Source organism: Streptomyces sp. NPDC056486 (genome assembly GCF_042795295.1).
Taxonomy (GTDB): Bacteria; Actinomycetota; Actinomycetes; order Streptomycetales; family Streptomycetaceae; genus Streptomyces.
Genome location: NZ_JBHTSF010000086.1, coordinates 21270 through 39881, shown reverse-complemented (window position 1 = coordinate 39881; position 18612 = coordinate 21270). Strand labels below are relative to the sequence as shown.

The window sequence follows — 18612 nt, the reverse complement described above, 5'->3', positions numbered from 1 at the left end:
CTCCCCCCAGCCATGATCCCCACCTACCTCACCCACCTCACCACCCTCCCCCAACACCCCAACGGCAAGACCAACACCACCCAACTCCCCCCACCAGAAGGTCTGGTGGAGCGGCGCGAGCGGGTGGCACCACGTACCGCCGACGAGTCCGCCCTCGTCGAGCTCTGGTCCGAGGTGCTCGGCGTGCGGGACATCGGGGTCGAGGACGACTTCTACGACGTGGGCGGGGACTCGCTGCGCGCGGTCCAGGTGTTCCAGCTCCTCTCGGACGCGGGCTCGCCGGTACCGCTGTCCGTACTGCTCGGAAACCACACCATCGAGCAACTCGCCGCGCGACTCGGCGAATCGGCCGACACCGACGAACCGGCCGACACCGTACCGACCGGCGCCGACGAACCGGCCCACGCCGAACCGGCACCCGAGGCAGCCCTCGCCGGCTGACGCCTCCCACGAACTCTCTTACGCACGCACGCACCACCACCCATGAACAACTCCCTGACGCGCACCACCCGTACCGACACCGCCCGGCATTCCGAGCGGCCGAATGGAGAGCTCCGTATGGCCACCGCACCCGTGATCACCCACCAGGCGATCGGCGCAGCAGCAAGCAGTGACACCGGCGCGGACCGCGCCCTGGCGACCGACCTCGCCGGATCGGAGCTCTTCATCGAGGGCTTCACCGTGCTGCGCGCCGCCCACACCCCCGACCGGTTCACCCCCGAGACCCTCTCCTCCTTCCAGGCCCTCTGGGACGACCTTGCACTCGACCAGAATCTCGGCGGCAGCACCTACCGCTACCGCCGCTACGGTCGGGTGCGTGCCGAGATCACCGCGTCGGAACCGGAGTTCACGCCGCTGGCGCACTCCGTGTTCCAGCAGTCCGCCGAGCACATTCCGATCCACATGGGCCGGGCCCGCCTCTTCGAGCCCGTCGCCCAGGAGCACCTGTCACATCCGGTGCTCCTGGGCCTGCTCGCCGACGGCCTGCGCCTCATCCGCAGCGGCGACGACCGCACGCAGTGGGAGATCGGGCTGCACTTCGTGCGCACCATCGCCGGTGCCACACCCGGCCTTCCCACCCCCGAGGGCCGCCACCGCGACGGGCACGACTACATAGGCATGCACCTGCTCGGACGGCGCGGCTGCACCGGCGGCGAGTCGATCGTCTACCGCGACGGGCGTCCCGACACCCGGCTCACGCTCCTCGACCCGCTGGACGGGATGGTGGTCGTGGACGCGGCGATCATGCACGAGGTCACGCCGATCGCGGCGACCGACGGCGAAGGCGTGCGCGACATGCTGCTCGTGGACTACAACGCGATCGGCCCGGCCGCCGGGGAGTCCAGGCCGTGAACGCATCCCGTTCCACCGCCACGGCACCGGCCGACCCCGACCCCGTACCCCTGCTGCTCGAACTCGTCGGCACGCCCTCCGTGTCGGGTCACGAAGAGACGGCCGCGCGTGCGCTGGTGCGCTGGTTCAAGTCGGTCGGCTTCACCGCGTACGTCGACGAAGCGGGCAACGCGGTCGGCGAGACCGGTGGCACCGAGGGTCCGGTGATCATGCTGCTCGGACACATCGACACGGTGCCCGGCATCCTGCCCGTCGTCCGCGAGGGGGACGTGCTGCACGGCCGGGGCACCGTCGATGCCAAGGGCCCGCTGGCCGCGATGGCATGGGCCGCGGCCCGCGCCGCGAACGCCGGTACCGCCGCCCGGATCGTCGTGGTCGGGGCCGTGGAGGAGGAGCGGGAGTCCAAGGGGGCGCGCCATCTGATCGACCGGTACGCGCCCGACGCCCTGGTGATCGGCGAACCGAGCGGGGTCGACGGGGTGGTGCTCGGCTACAAGGGCATCCTGCGGCTTCGCTACGAGGTCGAGCGGCCTGCCGCCCACACCAGCAGCCCCGAGGAGAAGGCCACCGAGGTCGCCACCGGATTCTGGTCCCAACTCCAGGACAAGCTGGCCAGGTTCCACCCGGACGCCGCCTTCTTCGAGCAGGCACTGCCCGCTCTGGTGGGGATGGCCGGTGACATCGAGCGGGCCGTGCTCGACATCTCGTGCCGGGTACCGCCCGGCTTCGACACCGACGGCCTCCTCGGCTGGCTGGCCGAGCGGGCCCGCGGCGGGCGGATCACCGTGGTCGAGCGGACCGACGCGGTCCGCTCATCGCGCACCGATCCGGTGGCGCGGGCGCTGACCGCGGCCATCCGCGGGCGCGGTCGCAGGCCGGTCGCCAAGGTGAAGCTCGGCTCGTCCGACATGAACGTGGTGGCGCCGCACTGGGGTTGCCCGGTCGCGGCGTACGGGCCGGGCGACGCGAGTCTCGACCACACCGACCACGAGCACATCGACCTGCGTGACTACCGGCTCGCCATCGACGTACTGACCGACGCCCTCGGGCTCCTGGCCGATGCGCTCGGCCGGGTCCCGGTGAGCGTCGGCGAGAAAGCGGGTGCATCCCAATGACCGATCCGATGACCGATACGGCCACGCCCGGCGGTCCCTTCGTGGCCGACAGCGACCCGGCCGCGCCGATCGCCGTGCTCCACTCGCGCATCCGCGTCGAGGAGCGCCGCCTGCTCGATGAGTTCGACCGGCGCCGGGTGCGCTACGAACTGCTCGACACCCGCACCGCGGTGTTCCGGCCCGACCAGCCCCGGCTGCCCTACCGGGGCGCGCTGAGCCGGGAGATCTCGCACACCCGCAACGTGTACGCGACGCGGCTGCTCGAACACGCGGGCCTGACCGTCGTGAACAGCCACGACATCATCACCACGTGCGGCGACAAGCTGCTCACCACGCTGCGGCTGCTCGACTCGGGCATCCCCACTCCACGTGTCCTGGTGGGGCTGACACCGGACGCGGCGCTCGACGCCCTTGACGACTTCGGCTATCCGGTGGTCGCCAAGCCCCTCACCGGGTCCTGGGGGCGGCTCGGTGCCCGGCTCAAGGAGCGCGAGACGGCCGAGGCGGTCCTTGAGCACAAGGCGGCGCTGACAGGACCGCAGCACCAGATCACCTACATCCAGGACTACGTGGACAAGCCAGGCCGCGACATCCGTGCGTACGTCTTCGGGCGCGAGGTGGTCGGCGCGATCTACAAGTACTCCGACCACTGGCGCACCAACACGGCGCGCGGTGGCCGGCCCGTCGTCTGCCCGGTCGGCCCTGACCTGGAGAAGCTCCTGGTCGCCACCGCCGAGGCGATGGGTGAGGGCGTACTCGCCGTGGACCTCCTGGAGGGCCCGGACGGCGATCTTTTCGTCAACGAGGTCAACCACACGCCCGAGTTCCACGGCGCGATCGACGTCCTCGGCACCGGCATGGTCGGCCGTTACGTCGACTACGTACTGGACCGTCTCGACCGCCCCGGTCACCTGCTCGACCCGACCCCCGCCGTCCGGTGACGGCCCAGACCCGCAGCGACCTGGAGACCGTCCCCATGACGCCCCTGAACGCGCAGCCCACGACCACGACCACGGCTACGGCTACGGCTACGGCCGCGAAGGTCACCGCGATCCAGCTGGACGCACCCGTGCCCTGCGACGGGCGCCTGCTCGCGGTGCCTGCCGGTCAGTACGACTGGATCCGCCTCCTGGTGGCCGCCGACGACCCGGCCGAGCTCGACGAGGAAGTGTGGCTGCACTACCGCGAGGGCGCCGACCCCGAGTGGCTGCGCACCACAGGACGCACCACAGGACCGGCCGACGGCGCCCTGCGCTCCGCCCGCGTCCCGGTGCCCCGTCGCTCGGAGCTCGTCGGGCTGCGGCTGCCTGACCGGCCCGGACTCACCGTGCACGCCCTCGACGTCGTCGGCCCCGACCGCGCCGCCGGCCTCCCGAACGGAGCCTGACCACCATGACCAAGCTCGCCATGTTCGGCGGCACCCGCACGGTGACCGCCCAGGACGCCGACCCGGCGCTCATCGGATGGCCGGTGGTGACCGACGCGGAGCGCGAGGGCGCCCTGCGGGTCTTCGACAGCGGCCAGTTCACGTCCAACAACACCGACGGAGAGGTCCAGCTCCTGGAGCGGGAGTGGGCCCGGTACGTGGGGACGGCGCACTGCGCGGCCGTCTCGAACGGCACCGCCGCCATCGAACTCGCCCTGGCCGCGGCGGGGATCGAGCCGGGCACCGAGGTACTGGTGCCCGCGTTCACCTTCATCGCCAGCGCGATCGGCCCCGTACAGCGGTCGCTGCGGCCGGTGTTCGTGGACATCGACCCGGTGACCTTCTGCATGGACCCGGCCGCCGCCGAGGCCGCGATCACCCCGCGCACCCGGGCCGTCATCGTGGTTCATCTGCACGGTCTGCCCGCCGACATGACCGCCTTCCGGGCGCTCGCCGACCGGCACGGACTGCTCCTCGTCGAGGACGCGGCGCAGTCGCACGCGGCGACGTACCAAGGTGCCCGCACCGGCTCGCTCGGCGACATCGCCACCTTCAGCCTCAACGTGGTGAAGAACCTGCCGACGTGCGGCGAGGGCGGCCTGGTCACCACGGATTCGGCGGAGCTGCACCGCCAGGTCGAGCTGCGCCGCCAGTTCGGCGAGCAGCTCCAGGGCGCCAAGGAGCGTGACTACCGCTCGCGGCTCCTTGCGGGCAACGAGAAGCTGAGTGCCGTTCAGGCCTCTTTCGCCCGTGCCCAGTTGGACCGCCTCGACGCGTATCACGCGGCCCGCACCCGCAATGTGACGGCGTTCCTCGACCGGGTCGGCGCGCTGCCCGGCATCCTGACCCCGCACACCCCGGCCGACCGCACCCACGCCTGGCACATCCTGCGGCTGCGTTTCGACGTGGCCGCGATGGGCCATGCCGGGGTCGAGCCCGGTGCGATGCGCTCGATGCTGCACCGCGCGCTGCGCGCCGAGGGCGTGCCCGTACAGCCGTACCAGGTGGTTCCGCTGCCCGGCCAGCCCGCGTTCCGCGAACTCGGCCACCGGGCCGAGGACTTCCCGGTCACCTGCGAGGTCATCGAGGACTCCCTCACCTTGCAGCGCTGGCACCTCAACCCGGCGTCGGGCCCTGTGCTCCAGCGCATCGCGGACGCCTTCGAGAAGGTGTGGGGCCACCTGGACGTGCTCGGTACAGCCGCCGCCGGACAGAACCACCGCCCCGCATGGCGCACGGCGCAGAAGGCGGGGGTCTGACATGAGCGACGTACTGACCCCGCAGACCCCTGTGCCCACCGCCGAACTCGCCCAGCTGGTCCGGGAGCAGATCCTGGAGATGGGGACGAGCCCCGACGGCACCCACATCGGCGGCAGCCTCTCGGCGACGGACATCATGACGCTGCTCTACAACGAGGTGCTGCGGCTGCGCCCCGATGAGCCCGGCTGGGCCGACCGCGACCGTTTCATCCTGAGCAAGGGGCACGCGAGCGCCGCCCTGTACGCGGTGCTCGCCGCCCGGGGCTTCCTGCCCACCGAGGAACTCGCGTCGTACGGGGTGACGGGCGGGCGCCTTGCCGGGCATCCGCTGCGCCGCCTGCCGGGCGTCGAGTTCCCCTCGGGCTCGCTCGGGCACGGTCTCTCCCTGGGCGTGGGCAGCGCGCTCGCCGCCCGCCGCCAGGGCCGTCCGAGCCGGGTGTTCGTGCTGATGGGCGACGGCGAGATCCAGGAGGGCTCTGTGTGGGAGGCCGCCATGTCGGCGGCGCATCTGCGGCTCGGCAACCTGACGGCGATCGTCGACCGCAACCGGCTCCAGATCACCGGCCACACCGAGGAGCGGATGGGTCTGGAACCCCTCGCCGACAAGTGGCGCGCCTTCGGCTGGCACACGGTCGAGGCCGACGGCCACGACCTGGACGCGCTGCGCGCCGCCCTCACGGCGCCGCCCGCGACCGGCGACCGGCCGACGATGGTGATCGCCGAGACGGTCAAGGGCAAGGGCGTCCCGCTCTTCGAGGACAAGAAGAAGTCGCATTCGGTGAAGCTCAGCCCGAATCTGCACCGGCGTGCGCTCGCCGGTCTGCGGGCCCGATCGAGGAGGCAGCCGTGACCGTCGTCGACGACGTCGCGAAGACCGTACCCGTCGCGGACAAGACGGACAAGACGGATGAGACGGGTGAGACGGGTGAGACGGGTGAGGCGGGTGCCTGGCGGCAGAAGTACGAGGCCGCGAGCCGGGACGTGTACCGGGCGACCCTGCTCGACCTCGCCAAGTCGGACCCGCGCATCTTCGTGGTGGACACCGACATGGGCGGCTTCGAGGACACCTTCGAGGCCGAACTCCCGGACCAGTACGTGAACGTCGGCATCGCCGAGGCGAACCTGATGGGGGTCTCGGCGGGGCTCGCAGCCGACGGCCTGGTGCCGTTCGCCAACACCATCGCCTCGTTCGCGGCGACGCGCGCCTGTGAACAGGTGAAGGTCGACATCGCGGGCAACAACCTGCCGGTGCGCATCGTGGGCACGCACGGCGGGTTCTCGGCGGGCCACTACGGCCCGACCCACCACGCCCTGGAGGACGTGGCGATCCTGCGCACCCTGCCGAACCTGACGGTGGTGGTGCCGGCCGACGCCGCCGAGACCGAGTACGCGATCCGCGCGGTCGCCGACACCGATGCCTTCCCCGGCCCGGTCTACATCCGCCTCGGCCGCAAGGCGACGGGCCTGGTCCACGAGGGGCCGTACGCGTTCCGCATCGGCAGGGCCGACGTGCTGCGCGGCGGCGACGACGTGACCGTGGTGGCCACAGGGCCGCTGCCGGTCTCCGAGGCACTCGCCGCCGCGGACCTGCTCGCCGCGCGCGGCATCGGCGCGCGGGTCCTGAACATGCACACCGTCAAGCCGCTGGACGAGGCGGCGGTCCTCGGGGCGGCGCGCGAGACGGCGGGCCTTGTCACCGTCGAGGACCACGTCCTGGTCGGCGGGCTCGGCGCCGCGGTGAGCGAACTGACCGCCGAGCACCACCCGTGCCGGGTGCGCCGGATCGGGGTGCCGGACGGCTTCCACGACGAGGTCGGCAGCGAGCGCGAGCTGCTCGCGCTCGCCGGAGTGACCGCGGAGCGGATCGCCGCGGCCGCCGAGGAGGTGGTCCGCCACGCGCCCTAGTCCTAGGAACGCGCCGGGAGGCCCCTCGGAATGCTGCGGCACAGCGCGAGGACGGGGTCGGCGAACGTACGGGGCATCAGGAAGGGCGCGACATCGGCCGGACCCCGGTCGAAGGTCAGCAGATCCCCGTTCGCCGGGTCGCTCTCGACCCGGTCGGCGTGCGCGGCGAGCAACTCCCGCCAAGCGCCTGCCTCTTGGTCCTGACCCGGCCAGGCGTCGCTGCCGAGGTGGTGGTTGCCACGGGCCCGGGTCCGGCGCCCGGCAAGTCCGGCGAACTCGTCAGGCCCTGTCACCGCGGTGAGCACGGCCGAGACGCGGCCGTCGTCGGTGGCGAACCAGTCCACCAGGGCGGTGCCCACGGCAAGGGTGCCGGTGGGGTGCGGATGGGCGGCGGGCTCGGGCGGTGTGTCGAGCGCCCGCTCCATCGTGACCTCGGACAGCGGCTTGTCGGGGTTGGGCAGGTAGCGGACGGTGCGGTAGCCGAGCCGGGCGTAGACCGGGGGGTTGCCGCGTTCGACGACCGCGTCGAGGACCACCCGGTCCGCGCCGGCCGCCGCCGCGTCCGCCTCAAGGGCCCGCACCAGACGCCGGGCGAGCCCGGTGCCGAGCGCTTCGGGGGCCACGCCGAGCCGACGCACCTCCCAGGCATCCGCTCCCTTGGGCACCGCACGGATGCTGCCGAGCAGTTGTCCTTGGGCGTCCCGGGCGATCCAGAGGCCCGCTCCCGCCGCGAGATCGGCGGACACCACATCGGCGGACTCGGTCGCACCGTCCGGCGGGGGCAGTCCGGGCAGCGGGTCGGCGTCGGCGAACGAGGCCCGGGTGACCGCCGCCACCTGGCCGACGACATCCGACGTGACGGCCGGGCCACCGCCGAATCCCATGAACGCAACGTCTATCGCACTGTCAAGGAGGTTCATATGGCGAACCTAATCGAGACCGCACCGGCACGGGTGGACACCGACGTGTTCACCCCGGTCGACCTGGAAGGACTCTTCAACGGAATGGGCGTATCGGCGCCCAGGCGCTGGCCGACCACCGGCGGCTTCAACGTATGGGGAAACACCTTCCCCGCGGAGGGGCTGCCCGGCGAGGAGGGCGAGGCCGTCGTCGAGGGCGTGCCGTTCCGGCTGCCGGGGCGTGGCCCCGCCGTGGCGGGCAGCTCCCTCGACAACCTGCGCTGCCGGGGCCAGTTGGTGGCGCTCCCTGCGGCGGGCGAGCCGCAGTGGATCCATGTGCTCGCCGCCGCGGAGCGCCGCACCGAGGACGAGTTGGTCCTGCACTACGCGGACGGCGCGACCCGCCGCCAGTGGCTGCGCGTCTCGGACTTCTGGCCCGAGACCGACCAGCGGTTCGGCGAACTCCTCGCCTTCCGCACCCGCTACCTGATGTATCCGCGCCATTCGCAGCACAACATGCGGCCGTCCGTCTGGTCCCAGCGGGTGCCGGTCACCGTGCCGGGCACGGTGACCGCCCTCGAACTCCCCGACAACCCGGCCATGCACCTGTTCGCCATGACCCTGGAGACCCGAAGGACGGTAGAAGCATGAGGGTGGAGCTGTCCGACATCGCCCACTGGCGCCACGACCTGGGCCACTGCCTGCACACCACCATGGGCGGGCTCCTTCGCCACCACGGCCTTGATCCGCTCCAGGTGCTCGGCGCGCACTGGGGTTTCTTCCACCGGCCGGGCGACGTCAGGCGCGAGGAGTACTTCTTCCCGCTGCACCGCGACGGCCTCCTGGAGAGCATGGCCCCGCACCACCCGGTGTGGTCGCGCTGGCACTGGCCCGAGGATGCCGCGTCCGGCTGGAGCGAGGTGCGGGCCGCGATCCTCGCGGGAGCGCCCGTCGCGGTCGCCGCCGACAACTTCCATCTGCCGTTCCGCCCCGCCTACCGCGATGTGCACACCAATCACCTGCTCACCGCTTACGGCTTCGACGACGAACGCGACCTGGTTCTGATCTGCGACTCGGTGCCGCCACGCTTCCAAGGTGCCATCCCCATCGGCCAGTTCACCGACGCCCGCGACTCGGCCAACCCGGTGCTGCACGACCGGGACCTGTTCTTCACCGACAACCCGGTGGCCAACCGCTGGCTGGAGGTCGGCATCGAGGGTGAACTCCCGCCGCACGACCGTGACTTCGTACGTCAGGTGCTCGCCGCCAACGAGGCGGGCTTCGGCAGCGTCCATCCGGGGCCCGAGCTGTCCGGGCTCGCGGGCCAGCGCAGGTACCTCGACGAGCTCGGCGACCGGCTCGCGGCGGGTGACGCCTCGGTGATCGACGAGACCTTCATCGTCACCGGCGCGGCCCTCGCGATGACCGGCGTGCACGGCGACTACCTCACCGCCACGGCCCGCGACTTCGACTCCCCCGCGCTCCTGGAGGCGGCACGCACCGTGGACCGGGTCGCCCACCACTGGAGCGCGCTGCGGATCGGGGTCGCCATGGCCCGCGAGGAACCGGCCGTCGCGGAGACCTCCGTACGCAACCGGGCCAAGCACCTCCTGACCGACCAGGAAATCGCACTCGACCGGCTGCGCGCCGCGGCCCGATCACTGTGACCGTGACCCCGCCGCCGCCCGGCCCCGCTCTCGCACCCCGACCGCCAGTGAACGGAAAGGCCCCCATGCCCGAGACGACGATCCACACCCTGCCCGCGCACCTGCGGCAGGCGTTCACCGAAGAGGTGAACGCCCGGGTCGCGGCCGGCGCGCTCGGCGACACGGTGCTCGCACGCGCCGAGTGGCAGCTGCCCGAGCCGCTCGCGACCGACCTGCGCGAATGGCTCGGCACGCCCCACCCGACGGACGGCTACCGCGTGGTGCGTGGCCTGTTCGACGGCTTCGCCGAGCCGGGCCCCACCCCCGCCCACTGGTCGGCCACCGACCCCGAAGACTCGGCGGCGCACGACGTGGCTCTCGCCCTCGCAGCGCGTCTTCTCGGCCGGGTCTTCGGCTGGCGCGACCAGCAGGACGGCCGGATGGTGCACAACATCCTGCCCAGCCCCGGCTGCGAGGAGATGCAGGTCGGCGCGAGCAGCACGGTGCCGCTTGCCTGGCACAACGAGGACGGCTTCCATCCCGAGCGGGCCGATCTGCTGCTGCTCGCCTGCGTACGCAACCCGGACCGCATAGGGACCCGTCTGGCGGGCATCCGCCGGGCAGGGCTTTCGGCGCGGACCGTCGAGCAGCTGCGCCGCCCCGCTCTGGTCATCGAGCCCGACGACAGTTACGAGGACGAGGACGCCGTTCATCAGGAGCGGGTCCCCATGGCGACCGTATGGGACGGCGACGACGGCCTGTGCGTGCGCTACGACCCCTCCTACACACGCCCGTTGACCGACGACCCGCAGTTCGCCGCGGCGTACGAGGAGCTGGGCGCCGCCTTCGAGGAGTGCGGGTTCATCGTGCCGCTTGAGCCCGGTGATCTGCTCGTCGTGGACAACGACGCGGTGGTGCACGGCCGGGTCGCCTTCCGGGCCCGCTACGACGGCACCGACCGCTGGCTCAAGCGCGTTCTGGTGCGAGCCCCCCGGGTCCGCCCGGCCGGGGAGCTCCTGGAGCACGGCTACCAGCAGGAACGGGTGCACCCTGAGCGTCAGCTGCTCTCGGTGGAGGCCTGAGCCGCCGGGCCGCGCGGGAGACTTTGTCAGGTGCGGCGGTTTTTTGCCCTGCCAGTGACAAAGTCCATTGGCCCGATTGGCCGTTGGGGACGCACCTGCCTACCGTCGGCTCAATGGCTCCGCACCATCGAACTCACGGAACGAGACGCCCATGGGCAGCATGTCGCCGCGGCCCCGGGCCGATGCCGAGGAGACGAGGATGACGACCGACCCGCTCAGGCAACTGCGTGCGGAGGGCCTGTCCTTGTGGCTCGACGGCGTCGACGGCCGGCTGATCGAGAACGGCACCCTCGACCACGCGGTCGACGCCTTGGGCGTCACCGGCGTGACCTGCGCACCGGCCGGCGACGGCGACCCGGGCGTTCTCGGATCCCGGCAGGGCAGGAACGCCGTCGGCGAGTCGGCCGCGTACGGCGCGGCTCCCGCCGAGGTCGCGCGCACGGTGGCGGCCCGCGGCGCGCGTGCGGTGTGCGCGGCGCTCCTGCCGGTGTGGTCGGCGAGCCGCGGCGCCGAGGGCCTGGCCTGCGCGCCCGTGGGCCACACCCTCGACGCGCGGGCCGCACTCGCCGAGGCGCGCTGGCTGCACTGGACGGTGGACCGGCCCAATCTGCTGGTCGGCCTTCCCGCGGACCCGGTGGGCATGGCCACGATGAGCGACTGTCTCGCCGAGGGCATCGGCGTGGCCGTAGGGCCCGTGTACGGCGCGGAGCAGTACCACCAGGTCCTCGATGCCTGGCTGCGCGGCCTGGAACGGGCTCACGCCGCGGGCCTGCCCCTGTCCGGGATCCCGGCCGCCGTGCACATCCCGGTCAGCGCGATCGAGGAGGCGGCGCGACCACTGCTCGCCGCACACACCGGACCCGCGGCGCAGGGCCTGGACCACCGCATCGGCATCGCGGTGGCCCGGCTCGTGTTCAGCGCGTACGAGCACGTCCTCGACACCCCGCGCTGGCACGACCTGGTCCGTGCGGGCGCCCGCCCGCACCGCCTCGTGTGGTCGGTGGACACGGATGAGGCCGCCCGGCTCGCGGGCGGCCTCATCGCCGAGGGCACGGCGCAGTCACTGACCGCCGAGGGTCTGCGGCTGCTGTCGGGGGCGGTGGTCCCCATGGAGGGCGACACCCTGTCGGGCAGGACCGCTGCCGCCCACGCCGACCTGGATCTCCTGTCGGACCTGGGCGTCGAGTGGCCCCGGCGGGCCAAGGAGCTGGGGCAGGACGCCCCGCGACACCAGCACGAGGCCTGGCACGCCCTGGTGGACGAGGTGGCACAGGCGATGGAACAGGCCGGGCGCCATCCCGGCTGAGCGCCGGGTGCCACGGGCGGAGGTCAGCCCGCGACCGGGGTCAGCGCGGGGGCGCGGCCCGGGAAACCGGCGTCGGTGAGACCGAGCAGCGGGGCCGACTTCACCGCGGTCTCCTCGAACTCGTCGGCCGCGTCGGACAGCGCGACGATCGCGCCGCCGATCCCGTACGCGGCCCGCCCCGGCGTCAGCACCAGGGTCCGGATGACCACGCTCAAGTCGGCGGCACCGGACAGCGAGAAGTAGCCGATGGCACCGGAGTACACCCCGCGCGGGCCCGCTTCGAGGCGGTCGATGAGCTGCATGGTGCGCAGCTTCGGCGCCCCGGTCATCGAGCCGCCGGGGAAGGAGGAACGTACGCAGTCGACGGCCGTGACCCCGGGCCTGAGCCGCGCCCGCACCGTGCTGACCAGCTGGTGCACGCTCGCGTACGTCTCCACGCGGAAGATGTCGTCGGCCTCCACGGTGCCGACGTCGGCGCACCGCCCCAGGTCGTTGCGGACCAGGTCGACGATCATCAGGTTCTCCGAGCGGTCCTTCTCGCACGCCGCCAGTTCCCGGCGGATCGCCTCGTCCTCAACGGGATCCGCGCCGCGCGGCCGGGTGCCCTTGATGGGCCGCGACTCGGCGCACCCGTCGGCGTCGATCCGCAGGAACCGTTCGGGCGATGTACTGAGGACGGAGACGTCGCCGAAGCCGAGCAGCGCGCCGAACGGCGCCGGGTGGGAGCGCCGCATCGCCCGGTAGGTCTCCCACGGATCGGGCGAGCCGTCGGCCTCGGCCATGTTGGTGAGGCACACCTCGTACGTCTCACCGGCCGCGATCTCGTCCTGGCACTCCTCGATGAGCGCGAGGTAGCGGTCCCGGTCGTGGCGGAGGCGCAGTCCGGTGAGCGGCTCCTGGGGTGCGGGGGCGGGCAGCGTGCGACCCGCCAGTGCGCGCAGCCGCTCGGCGGTGTCGTGCAGCCAGGCGCGGGCCGCCCGTTCGTCGCCGTCCTCGGTGAGCGCGAGGAGGTAGCTCGTACCGGTGTGGTGGTCGAGCACCACGGCCCGGTCGGCGAACACCATCACCGCGTCGGGCTGTTCGGCGCGGTGTGCCGCGTCGCCGCCGCACTGTGCCTTGAGTTCGTAGCCGAGGTAGCCGACCCAGCCGAGCGCGAACGCGAAGGGCAGGTCGGGGAGTCGGACGTCGGCGGCGCGCAGATCGCGGTCGATCCAGTCGAGGAAGTGCTCGGCGACGAGCTGCTCGGCCGGGCCGCCCGCCCCGGACACGGTGACGGTGCCGCTTGCGACATCGGCGGTCGCGACCCGGGCGAGCGGTCCCGCGGCGTCACCGAGGAAGGAGAACCGGCCGATGCCGTCGGAGCGGCTGCTGTCCAGCCAGAACGAGTGCGCCGAGCCGCGGAACAGGGCGTCGAAGGCCACCTCGTCGTCCCAGCGCGTGGTGAGGAAGTCGGTGAGCACCCGCAGTCGGCGGCGGGGGGCCTCGGGGGGCGGGGCGGTAGTGGTCCTCACGGGAGGAAGGGCCGGACGGCGTCGCCCGCTCCCGGAGCGGGCGTGGTGGTCGGTGACAAGGCGCTGGAAGCCGCTCAGCAGCTGGTGCCCGTACGTGGTGCGGATCGACTCGGGGTGGAACTGCACGCCCCAGCGCGGCAGTTCGCGGTGCGCGATGCCCATCACCGTGCCGTCGTCGCTCCACGCGGTGGCCACGAGCTCGTCCGGCAGATCGGTGACGGCCAACGAGTGGTAGCGCACCACCTCGAACGGGGTGGGCAGCCCCGCGAAAAGGCCCGTCCCGTCGTGCCGCACCATCGAGGTCCGGCCGTGCCGGGGCTCGGCCGCACGCACCACCCGCCCGCCGTGTGCACGGGCAAGCCCCTGGTGTCCCAGGCAGATGCCGAGGACGGGCAGGTCGCCGTGGTCGAGTACGTCCTGGCAGAGCCCGAAGTCCGCCCGCCGCTCGGGGGTTCCGGGGCCCGGCGAGAGCACCACCGCGTCGAAGCCGTCGAGCAGCTCCGGGCGCCATCGCTCCTCGTCGTTGCGCAGCACGACCGGTTCGACGCCGGTCACCTCCGCGATCTGGTGGAAGAGGTTGTAGGTGAACGAGTCGTAGTTGTCGACCAGAAGCGTGCGCACGGGGACCTCACTGGAGGGAGCGTCGGATGGTCGGATTCGGAGCACTCAGAGCGCGGCCGGGACGATCTCCAGGAGCAGGTGCTCGACCATCAGCTCGCCCTCGGGCACGAACTGCGAGCGCAGCGTGCGCAGTTCACGCCCCTCCTGTGCCGCCATGGAGTACAGCTCGTCGAGGTCGCCGCGCGAACTGAAGTGCAGCAGCGCCGAACCGCCCGGCGTGAGCCGCTCCCCGGCGCCCGCGAGGAAGCGCCGGTGGGCGGCGTAGCCGGGGTCGACGTAGGCCGCGTCGTGCGCGGAGCCGTAGGTGTGCCCGGCCGGTGCGAGGACGTAGTTGGAGCTCCAGAAGACCAGGTCGAAGCGCTCGGCGGGGTCGAGTCCTTCGAACATGTCGCTGTACACGGCCTCGACCCGGTCGGCCACGCCGTGCCGGACGGCATTGAGCCTGGCGTTCTCGACGGCGCGCGGGTTGATGTCCGACGCGACCACGCGGTCACAGCCGGCCAGCGCACCGGTCACCGCGATCATCCCGGTTCCGCAGCCGACCTCCAGGAGGGAGCCGCTGCGGGGCGCGAGCACCTCCTCGGTCCAGCCGAGGAAGTCGAGCCCTATTCGGGTGGAGGGCGAGTAGATGGGGGCGAAGACCTCGTCGAGCAGATCCCAGGTGCGTCCGCGCAGGTCGAAGGTGCTCGGACGGTCGGCACGGGTGCGCGACATGGCGCTGCGCGCCAACGACCGCTCGTAGTCCCGTACTTCGAGTCCCGCGTTGACCGATTCGGCGACAATCTGCTTCTGCTGCATACCGGCTGTTCCCCCCTAGGTGACACCTCAGCGGTGGCCCCGGCCGTCCTCGTGGGAGCGACCGGATGCCGAGGAGTCTCGTTCGGGGGCGGTCCGGCACGGAAGGTGACCGGTCAACACACCAGAGTGGTCACGGTGGTGCCGTGACCACTGCCCCGCGCACCAAAGGCGACCAAGCAGTGACAAAGTACGCCGGAGGGCGGACGGAGGGCGGCCGGAGAGCAGCCAGACATCCGGAGGGAACAGATCCGTTAATGCACACGCAGAGTTAGCAATTGACCATGGACAGGCACTTCGCTTACATTCCGACCTGTCTCACCTAGCGAGCCACCCCTTGACCTGGAGGACGAGCCTTGACATTGGACTCTGTCCCCACCCAAGCCGCCGCTCTGGCCGTACTTGAGCTCCTGGCCAAGGAAGCGCCCGCATCCGCGTACGACGAACTCGCCGCTTCGACACGCCGACTTGGCGCGTCGGAGGCGGAACTCGAGGAACTGCGCTCGGCATTGGAACTGGGGCTTGCCGTGCGGGCCCAGCTTGGCCGGCGCCAGCAGCGCGAGGCAGGGCTCTCGGCGCTCGTCGACACCGCGCGGGACCTGACGCTCCCCTACGACCTCGACACCCTGCTCAAGGTGATCACCCGACGCGCCCGGCTGCTGCTCAACCTCGACATGGCCTACATCAGCTTCCACGACGACGAGGCGGGCGACAGCTACGTGCGCACCGCCGACGGGCACGCCACGGCGCTCACCGTCGGCTTCCGGGTGCCGCGCGAGGGCGGGCTCGGCAGCGCCGCGCGGCAGAACACCGCTCCGTTCTGGACCCACGACTACATGGCCGACGACCGCATCACCCATCATCCGGTGATCGACGACGTGGTCCGCGCGGAGGGGCTGCACGCCATCCTCGCCGTGCCGCTGCGCCACCGCGAGACATCCTTCGGCGTGCTCTACTCCGCCGACCGCGACGTACGCCATTTCACTCCGGGCGAGATAGCCCTGATGTCCTCGCTCGGCGACCTCGCCACGGTGGCCATCGAGAAGGCCCGGCTGTTCAACCAGGCCCGCCTGGACATCGCCGACCTGGAGCAGTACGGCGCCCGAGCCAAGTCCGAACTGGCCGCGGCCCACCGCGTCAACGGCATTCACCGCCGCATGATCGACCTGCTCCTCGAAGGCTCCGGCCTCGGCGCGCTGACCGAGCTGGCCGCGGAGTCGCTCGGCGGCACGGTCGCCGTCCTCGACCTCGGCAGCCGCACCCTCGCCGCCACCGGTGACCTGCCCGCGGCGGACCTCGCCGGAGTGGCCGGTGCCACCCTGGAGGCCCAGGTCGCCCAGGAGCCCATCCAGCTCACCGACACCGGCTGGCTCGCCCCGGTGACGGCCGGCACCGAACGTCTCGGCTCGCTGCTCCTGCACGCCACCGACGCGCTGTCCCCCGCCGAGCTCGAACTGCTCCAGCTCACCGCGGGAACCACGGGTGTGCTGCTCCTGATGCAGCGCAACACGGCGGTGGCCGAGAGCCAGGTGCGCGACGAGTTCTTCGACGCGCTGCTCAGCCCCGCGCAGCGCCCGCTGCCACAACTGCGCGACCGCGCCCGCAGTCTGGGGCTCGATCTGGAGCGCGCGTACACGGCCGTGGTCATCCGGCCCGAGGGCGGCTCGCAGGGCCGTGCCGTGGTCTGGGCTTCGTCCTACGCCCTGCGCTTCGGCGGCCTCTCGCGGGTGCGCGGCGGCTGCATCGTGCTGCTTCTGCCCTCCGAGGACCCCGGCACCACCGCCCGGCAGATCTCCCGCGAACTCACTCCCCTGCTCGGCCACCCGGTCACGGTGGGCGCGGCGGGCCCCTCCACCCGTATCGAGGACATCGAGCCGACGTACGCGGAGGCCGTTCGCTGCCTCAACGCCCTGAGCGCGCTCGGTGGCAGCGGATCGACCGCGTCCGCACGCGAGTTGGGCTTTCTGGGTCTGCTGCTCGGCGACCGTCACAGTGTGGGCGACTACATCACCCACGCCATCGGCCCGGTCATCGACTACGACACCCATCGCTTCACCAATCTCGTACAGACCTTGGAGGCGTACTTCCAGTCGGGCAGCAGCCCCACGTACGCCGCCGAATCCCTGCACGTCCACCCGAACACCGTCTCGCGCCGTCTGGAACGCATCACCGCGCTCCTCGGCGAGGACTGGCAGGACCCTTCCCGCGCCCTGGAAGTCCAGCTTGCCCTGCGCCTGCACCGCACTCGGGAGACGCTCGACCCGGCGGCGGGCGAAGAGGTCCCTGGGCGCCCCTAGGCCGAGCAGCGGCGAGAGGCCGTCGCATAACCACCGAAGCCTCCGACCCCTCCCAGCCCCCCGAACCCGTTGGCGGTGAGCGCGGCGGCCGCGTGGGCGGCGGAGGCGAGCGTGACGTGCCGGTGCCAGCCCTGGAACGAACGCCCCTCGAAGTCCCGCATGCCGACCCGGTCGGACTGGTCGGTGGCGCCGCGTTCGATACGCCGGGACAGATGGGCGAGCCGCATCAGCAGGGCGGGCGGGGCGGTGGTGAGGTCGGTCAGCCAGTACCGCTCGGGCCGTCGCCGGGCGTCCGTCCACTCGCCGACGAGCAACAGCGGCCTACGGGACTGAGTACGGCGGCGGGGTCCGGCAGCAGGTTCGGGGAGCTCCACCCGGACCGCGGCGAGGAAACCGGTGCGTACGGATCGGTCGGCCCGGTCCTCGTAGCGCACCGGGCGCCGCAGCGCCCCCGCGGCATCGATGACACGTCCGACGGTGCTCACCTCGACTGCCGCGCCCGGTAGTTGAGGGTCAGTCACCTGAACCTGCGCACCGGGTCCGACCTCGAGCAGGAACGGCACACCGGCCGATGCGAGCTGCGAAGGGACGGTGTCGGCACCACCCTCGACGGCGTCCATGACGACCGGCAGCCGCGGAAGAGTGCGGGTCTCGGCGAGGTCGAGCACGGCGCGGGCCGCACAGCCCGCGAGCGTGGTCTCGTCCGGCAGGTGCAGCGCCCAGCTGACCGGGATGCTCATGTCCTCTGAGACGGCCCACATGCCGAAGGCCTGCTGCCCGCTGACCATGTGCCCCGACCCGGCGTCGAAGCGCCGCTCGACGCCCACCGAGTGGGCACCCGACTTGGGGATGACCATGGGTTTGACCACCCAGGCCTGGAGGTTGAGCAGCCCGTCGAGCTGAGCCGCGAGGTTGGCACGCACCGGACGCCAGTCCCAGGTGGAGCACGAGATGAAGTGGTGCAGACTCTGCTCGCCCGCGGGCATCCCGGCGTGCGCGGCGATGTTGCGCATGGTCTTGCGCCCCCGGGCGGTGAGGAGGCCCCGCACGTACAGCTCGGCCTTGCGCCGCTGGTCGGCCCGCGGCAGCGGCTCGAACACCCCTTGGCACAGCCCGCTGACCGCGTCCCGGGCCACCCGGCTGCTCTGCGGGCGCGTGAACTGTACGAGTTGCGGGCCCATAAGACTCGCCCTCCCCCTGGGTCGGTGGCGTCTGTGTCTCCCAGAGCCTCCCCCACCCCCGCCCCACCCACGAGGTCCCGCCGACACACACCACCCCCCGAGTGGTGGGGGGGCCCCCCCCCCCCCCCCCGCCCAAACCCCCCGGGACCCCCCCCCCCCCCCCCGACGGGGGTTGGCCGCCCCCCCCCCCCCCGGGGCGGATTAAAACAAGAGGGG

The 18612-nt window shown here is 72.2% G+C and carries 17 protein-coding genes; 13 read left to right on the top strand and 4 right to left on the bottom strand.

Annotated elements, in window-relative coordinates:
* From ACFQ7F_RS28725 to ACFQ7F_RS28690, 8 genes are all read left to right on the top strand, one after another.
* A partial coding sequence (locus ACFQ7F_RS28725) for a phosphopantetheine-binding protein (RefSeq protein WP_383276111.1) occupies positions 1-441 on the top strand: 441 nt, incomplete at its 5' end.
* Between the two features lie 117 nt (positions 442-558).
* On the top strand, positions 559-1353 hold the full coding sequence (locus tag ACFQ7F_RS28720) for a 2OG-Fe dioxygenase family protein (protein WP_383276108.1): 795 nt from the start codon (positions 559-561) through the stop codon (positions 1351-1353).
* Positions 1350-2468: a [LysW]-lysine hydrolase gene (locus ACFQ7F_RS28715; RefSeq protein WP_383276105.1), complete on the top strand. Its 1119-nt coding sequence runs from the start codon at positions 1350-1352 to the stop codon at positions 2466-2468. Before ACFQ7F_RS28720 ends, ACFQ7F_RS28715 begins: the two co-directional genes overlap by 4 nt.
* Positions 2465-3409, top strand: coding sequence for a lysine biosynthesis protein LysX (lysX, locus tag ACFQ7F_RS28710; protein ID WP_383276102.1), 945 nt, complete (start codon positions 2465-2467; stop codon positions 3407-3409). Before ACFQ7F_RS28715 ends, lysX begins: the two co-directional genes overlap by 4 nt.
* 35 nt (positions 3410-3444) lie before the next feature.
* The gene (locus ACFQ7F_RS28705; RefSeq protein WP_383276099.1) at positions 3445-3855 is read left to right on the top strand and encodes a hypothetical protein; all 411 of its coding nucleotides are present in this window, start codon (positions 3445-3447) and stop codon (positions 3853-3855) included.
* A gap of 5 nt (positions 3856-3860) precedes the next feature.
* The gene (locus ACFQ7F_RS28700; protein WP_383276096.1) at positions 3861-5153 is read left to right on the top strand and encodes a DegT/DnrJ/EryC1/StrS family aminotransferase; all 1293 of its coding nucleotides are present in this window, start codon (positions 3861-3863) and stop codon (positions 5151-5153) included.
* 1 nt (position 5154) lies between these two features.
* On the top strand, positions 5155-6003 hold the full coding sequence (locus ACFQ7F_RS28695; protein ID WP_383276093.1) for a transketolase: 849 nt from the start codon (positions 5155-5157) through the stop codon (positions 6001-6003).
* Positions 6000-7058: a transketolase family protein gene (locus ACFQ7F_RS28690; protein ID WP_383276090.1), complete on the top strand. Its 1059-nt coding sequence runs from the start codon at positions 6000-6002 to the stop codon at positions 7056-7058. Before ACFQ7F_RS28695 ends, ACFQ7F_RS28690 begins: the two co-directional genes overlap by 4 nt.
* Positions 7059-7060: 2 nt before the next feature.
* Here ACFQ7F_RS28690 and ACFQ7F_RS28685 read toward each other — a convergent pair whose 3' ends face one another.
* A complete protein-coding gene (locus tag ACFQ7F_RS28685) occupies positions 7061-7978 on the bottom strand; it encodes a GNAT family N-acetyltransferase (protein ID WP_383276087.1) in 918 nt (305 codons plus the stop codon).
* Between ACFQ7F_RS28685 and ACFQ7F_RS28680 the strand changes: the two genes are divergently transcribed.
* The 4 genes from ACFQ7F_RS28680 to ACFQ7F_RS28665 all read left to right on the top strand — a co-directional run bounded on the left by ACFQ7F_RS28680 (position 7979) and on the right by ACFQ7F_RS28665 (position 11991).
* Positions 7979-8608: a hypothetical protein gene (locus ACFQ7F_RS28680; RefSeq protein ID WP_383276084.1), complete on the top strand. Its 630-nt coding sequence runs from the start codon at positions 7979-7981 to the stop codon at positions 8606-8608.
* Positions 8605-9624, top strand: coding sequence for a BtrH N-terminal domain-containing protein (locus ACFQ7F_RS28675; protein ID WP_383276081.1), 1020 nt, complete (start codon positions 8605-8607; stop codon positions 9622-9624). Before ACFQ7F_RS28680 ends, ACFQ7F_RS28675 begins: the two co-directional genes overlap by 4 nt.
* A 65-nt stretch (positions 9625-9689) precedes the next feature.
* Entirely contained in the window at positions 9690-10685 is a 996-nt protein-coding gene (locus ACFQ7F_RS28670) for a TauD/TfdA family dioxygenase (RefSeq protein ID WP_383276077.1), read from the top strand.
* Positions 10686-10884: 199 nt separating this feature from the next.
* The gene (locus ACFQ7F_RS28665) at positions 10885-11991 is read left to right on the top strand and encodes a transaldolase family protein (RefSeq protein ID WP_383276073.1); all 1107 of its coding nucleotides are present in this window, start codon (positions 10885-10887) and stop codon (positions 11989-11991) included.
* 23 nt (positions 11992-12014) lie between these two features.
* Here the strand turns inward: ACFQ7F_RS28665 and pabB are convergent, their stop codons facing one another.
* Both pabB and ACFQ7F_RS28655 read right to left on the bottom strand, forming a co-directional pair.
* Complete coding sequence (pabB, locus tag ACFQ7F_RS28660) at positions 12015-14123, bottom strand: aminodeoxychorismate synthase component I (protein ID WP_383276070.1); 2109 nt, start codon at positions 14121-14123, stop codon at positions 12015-12017.
* A 45-nt stretch (positions 14124-14168) separates the two neighbouring features.
* Complete coding sequence (locus tag ACFQ7F_RS28655) at positions 14169-14921, bottom strand: methyltransferase domain-containing protein (protein ID WP_383276067.1); 753 nt, start codon at positions 14919-14921, stop codon at positions 14169-14171.
* Between the two features lie 353 nt (positions 14922-15274).
* Here ACFQ7F_RS28655 and ACFQ7F_RS28650 point away from each other — a divergent pair, with 353 nt between their 5' ends.
* Entirely contained in the window at positions 15275-17215 is a 1941-nt protein-coding gene (locus ACFQ7F_RS28650) for a helix-turn-helix domain-containing protein (protein WP_383276064.1), read from the top strand.
* Here the strand turns inward: ACFQ7F_RS28650 and ACFQ7F_RS28645 are convergent.
* Positions 17212-18396, bottom strand: a complete 1185-nt coding sequence (locus ACFQ7F_RS28645; protein ID WP_383276061.1) for an IS701 family transposase — start codon at positions 18394-18396, stop codon at positions 17212-17214. The genes ACFQ7F_RS28650 and ACFQ7F_RS28645 overlap by 4 nt on opposite strands.
* Positions 18397-18612: the final 216 nt, after the last annotated feature.

Bases quoted from the DNA above. Each gene is read 5' to 3' on its own strand.
- ACFQ7F_RS28720 (WP_383276108.1), top strand. From the start codon at position 559: ATGGCCACCGCACCCGTGATCACCCACCAGGCGATCGGCGCAGCAGCA.
- lysX (WP_383276102.1), top strand. From the start codon at position 2,465: ATGACCGATCCGATGACCGATACGGCCACGCCCGGCGGTCCCTTCGTG.
- ACFQ7F_RS28705 (WP_383276099.1), top strand. From the start codon at position 3,445: ATGACGCCCCTGAACGCGCAGCCCACGACCACGACCACGGCTACGGCT.
- ACFQ7F_RS28700 (WP_383276096.1), top strand. From the start codon at position 3,861: ATGACCAAGCTCGCCATGTTCGGCGGCACCCGCACGGTGACCGCCCAG.
- ACFQ7F_RS28695 (WP_383276093.1), top strand. From the start codon at position 5,155: ATGAGCGACGTACTGACCCCGCAGACCCCTGTGCCCACCGCCGAACTC.
- ACFQ7F_RS28685 (WP_383276087.1), bottom strand. From the start codon at position 7,978: ATGAACCTCCTTGACAGTGCGATAGACGTTGCGTTCATGGGATTCGGC.
- ACFQ7F_RS28680 (WP_383276084.1), top strand. From the start codon at position 7,979: ATGGCGAACCTAATCGAGACCGCACCGGCACGGGTGGACACCGACGTG.
- ACFQ7F_RS28675 (WP_383276081.1), top strand. From the start codon at position 8,605: ATGAGGGTGGAGCTGTCCGACATCGCCCACTGGCGCCACGACCTGGGC.
- ACFQ7F_RS28670 (WP_383276077.1), top strand. From the start codon at position 9,690: ATGCCCGAGACGACGATCCACACCCTGCCCGCGCACCTGCGGCAGGCG.
- ACFQ7F_RS28665 (WP_383276073.1), top strand. From the start codon at position 10,885: ATGACGACCGACCCGCTCAGGCAACTGCGTGCGGAGGGCCTGTCCTTG.
- ACFQ7F_RS28655 (WP_383276067.1), bottom strand. From the start codon at position 14,921: ATGCAGCAGAAGCAGATTGTCGCCGAATCGGTCAACGCGGGACTCGAA.
- ACFQ7F_RS28645 (WP_383276061.1), bottom strand. From the start codon at position 18,396: ATGGGCCCGCAACTCGTACAGTTCACGCGCCCGCAGAGCAGCCGGGTG.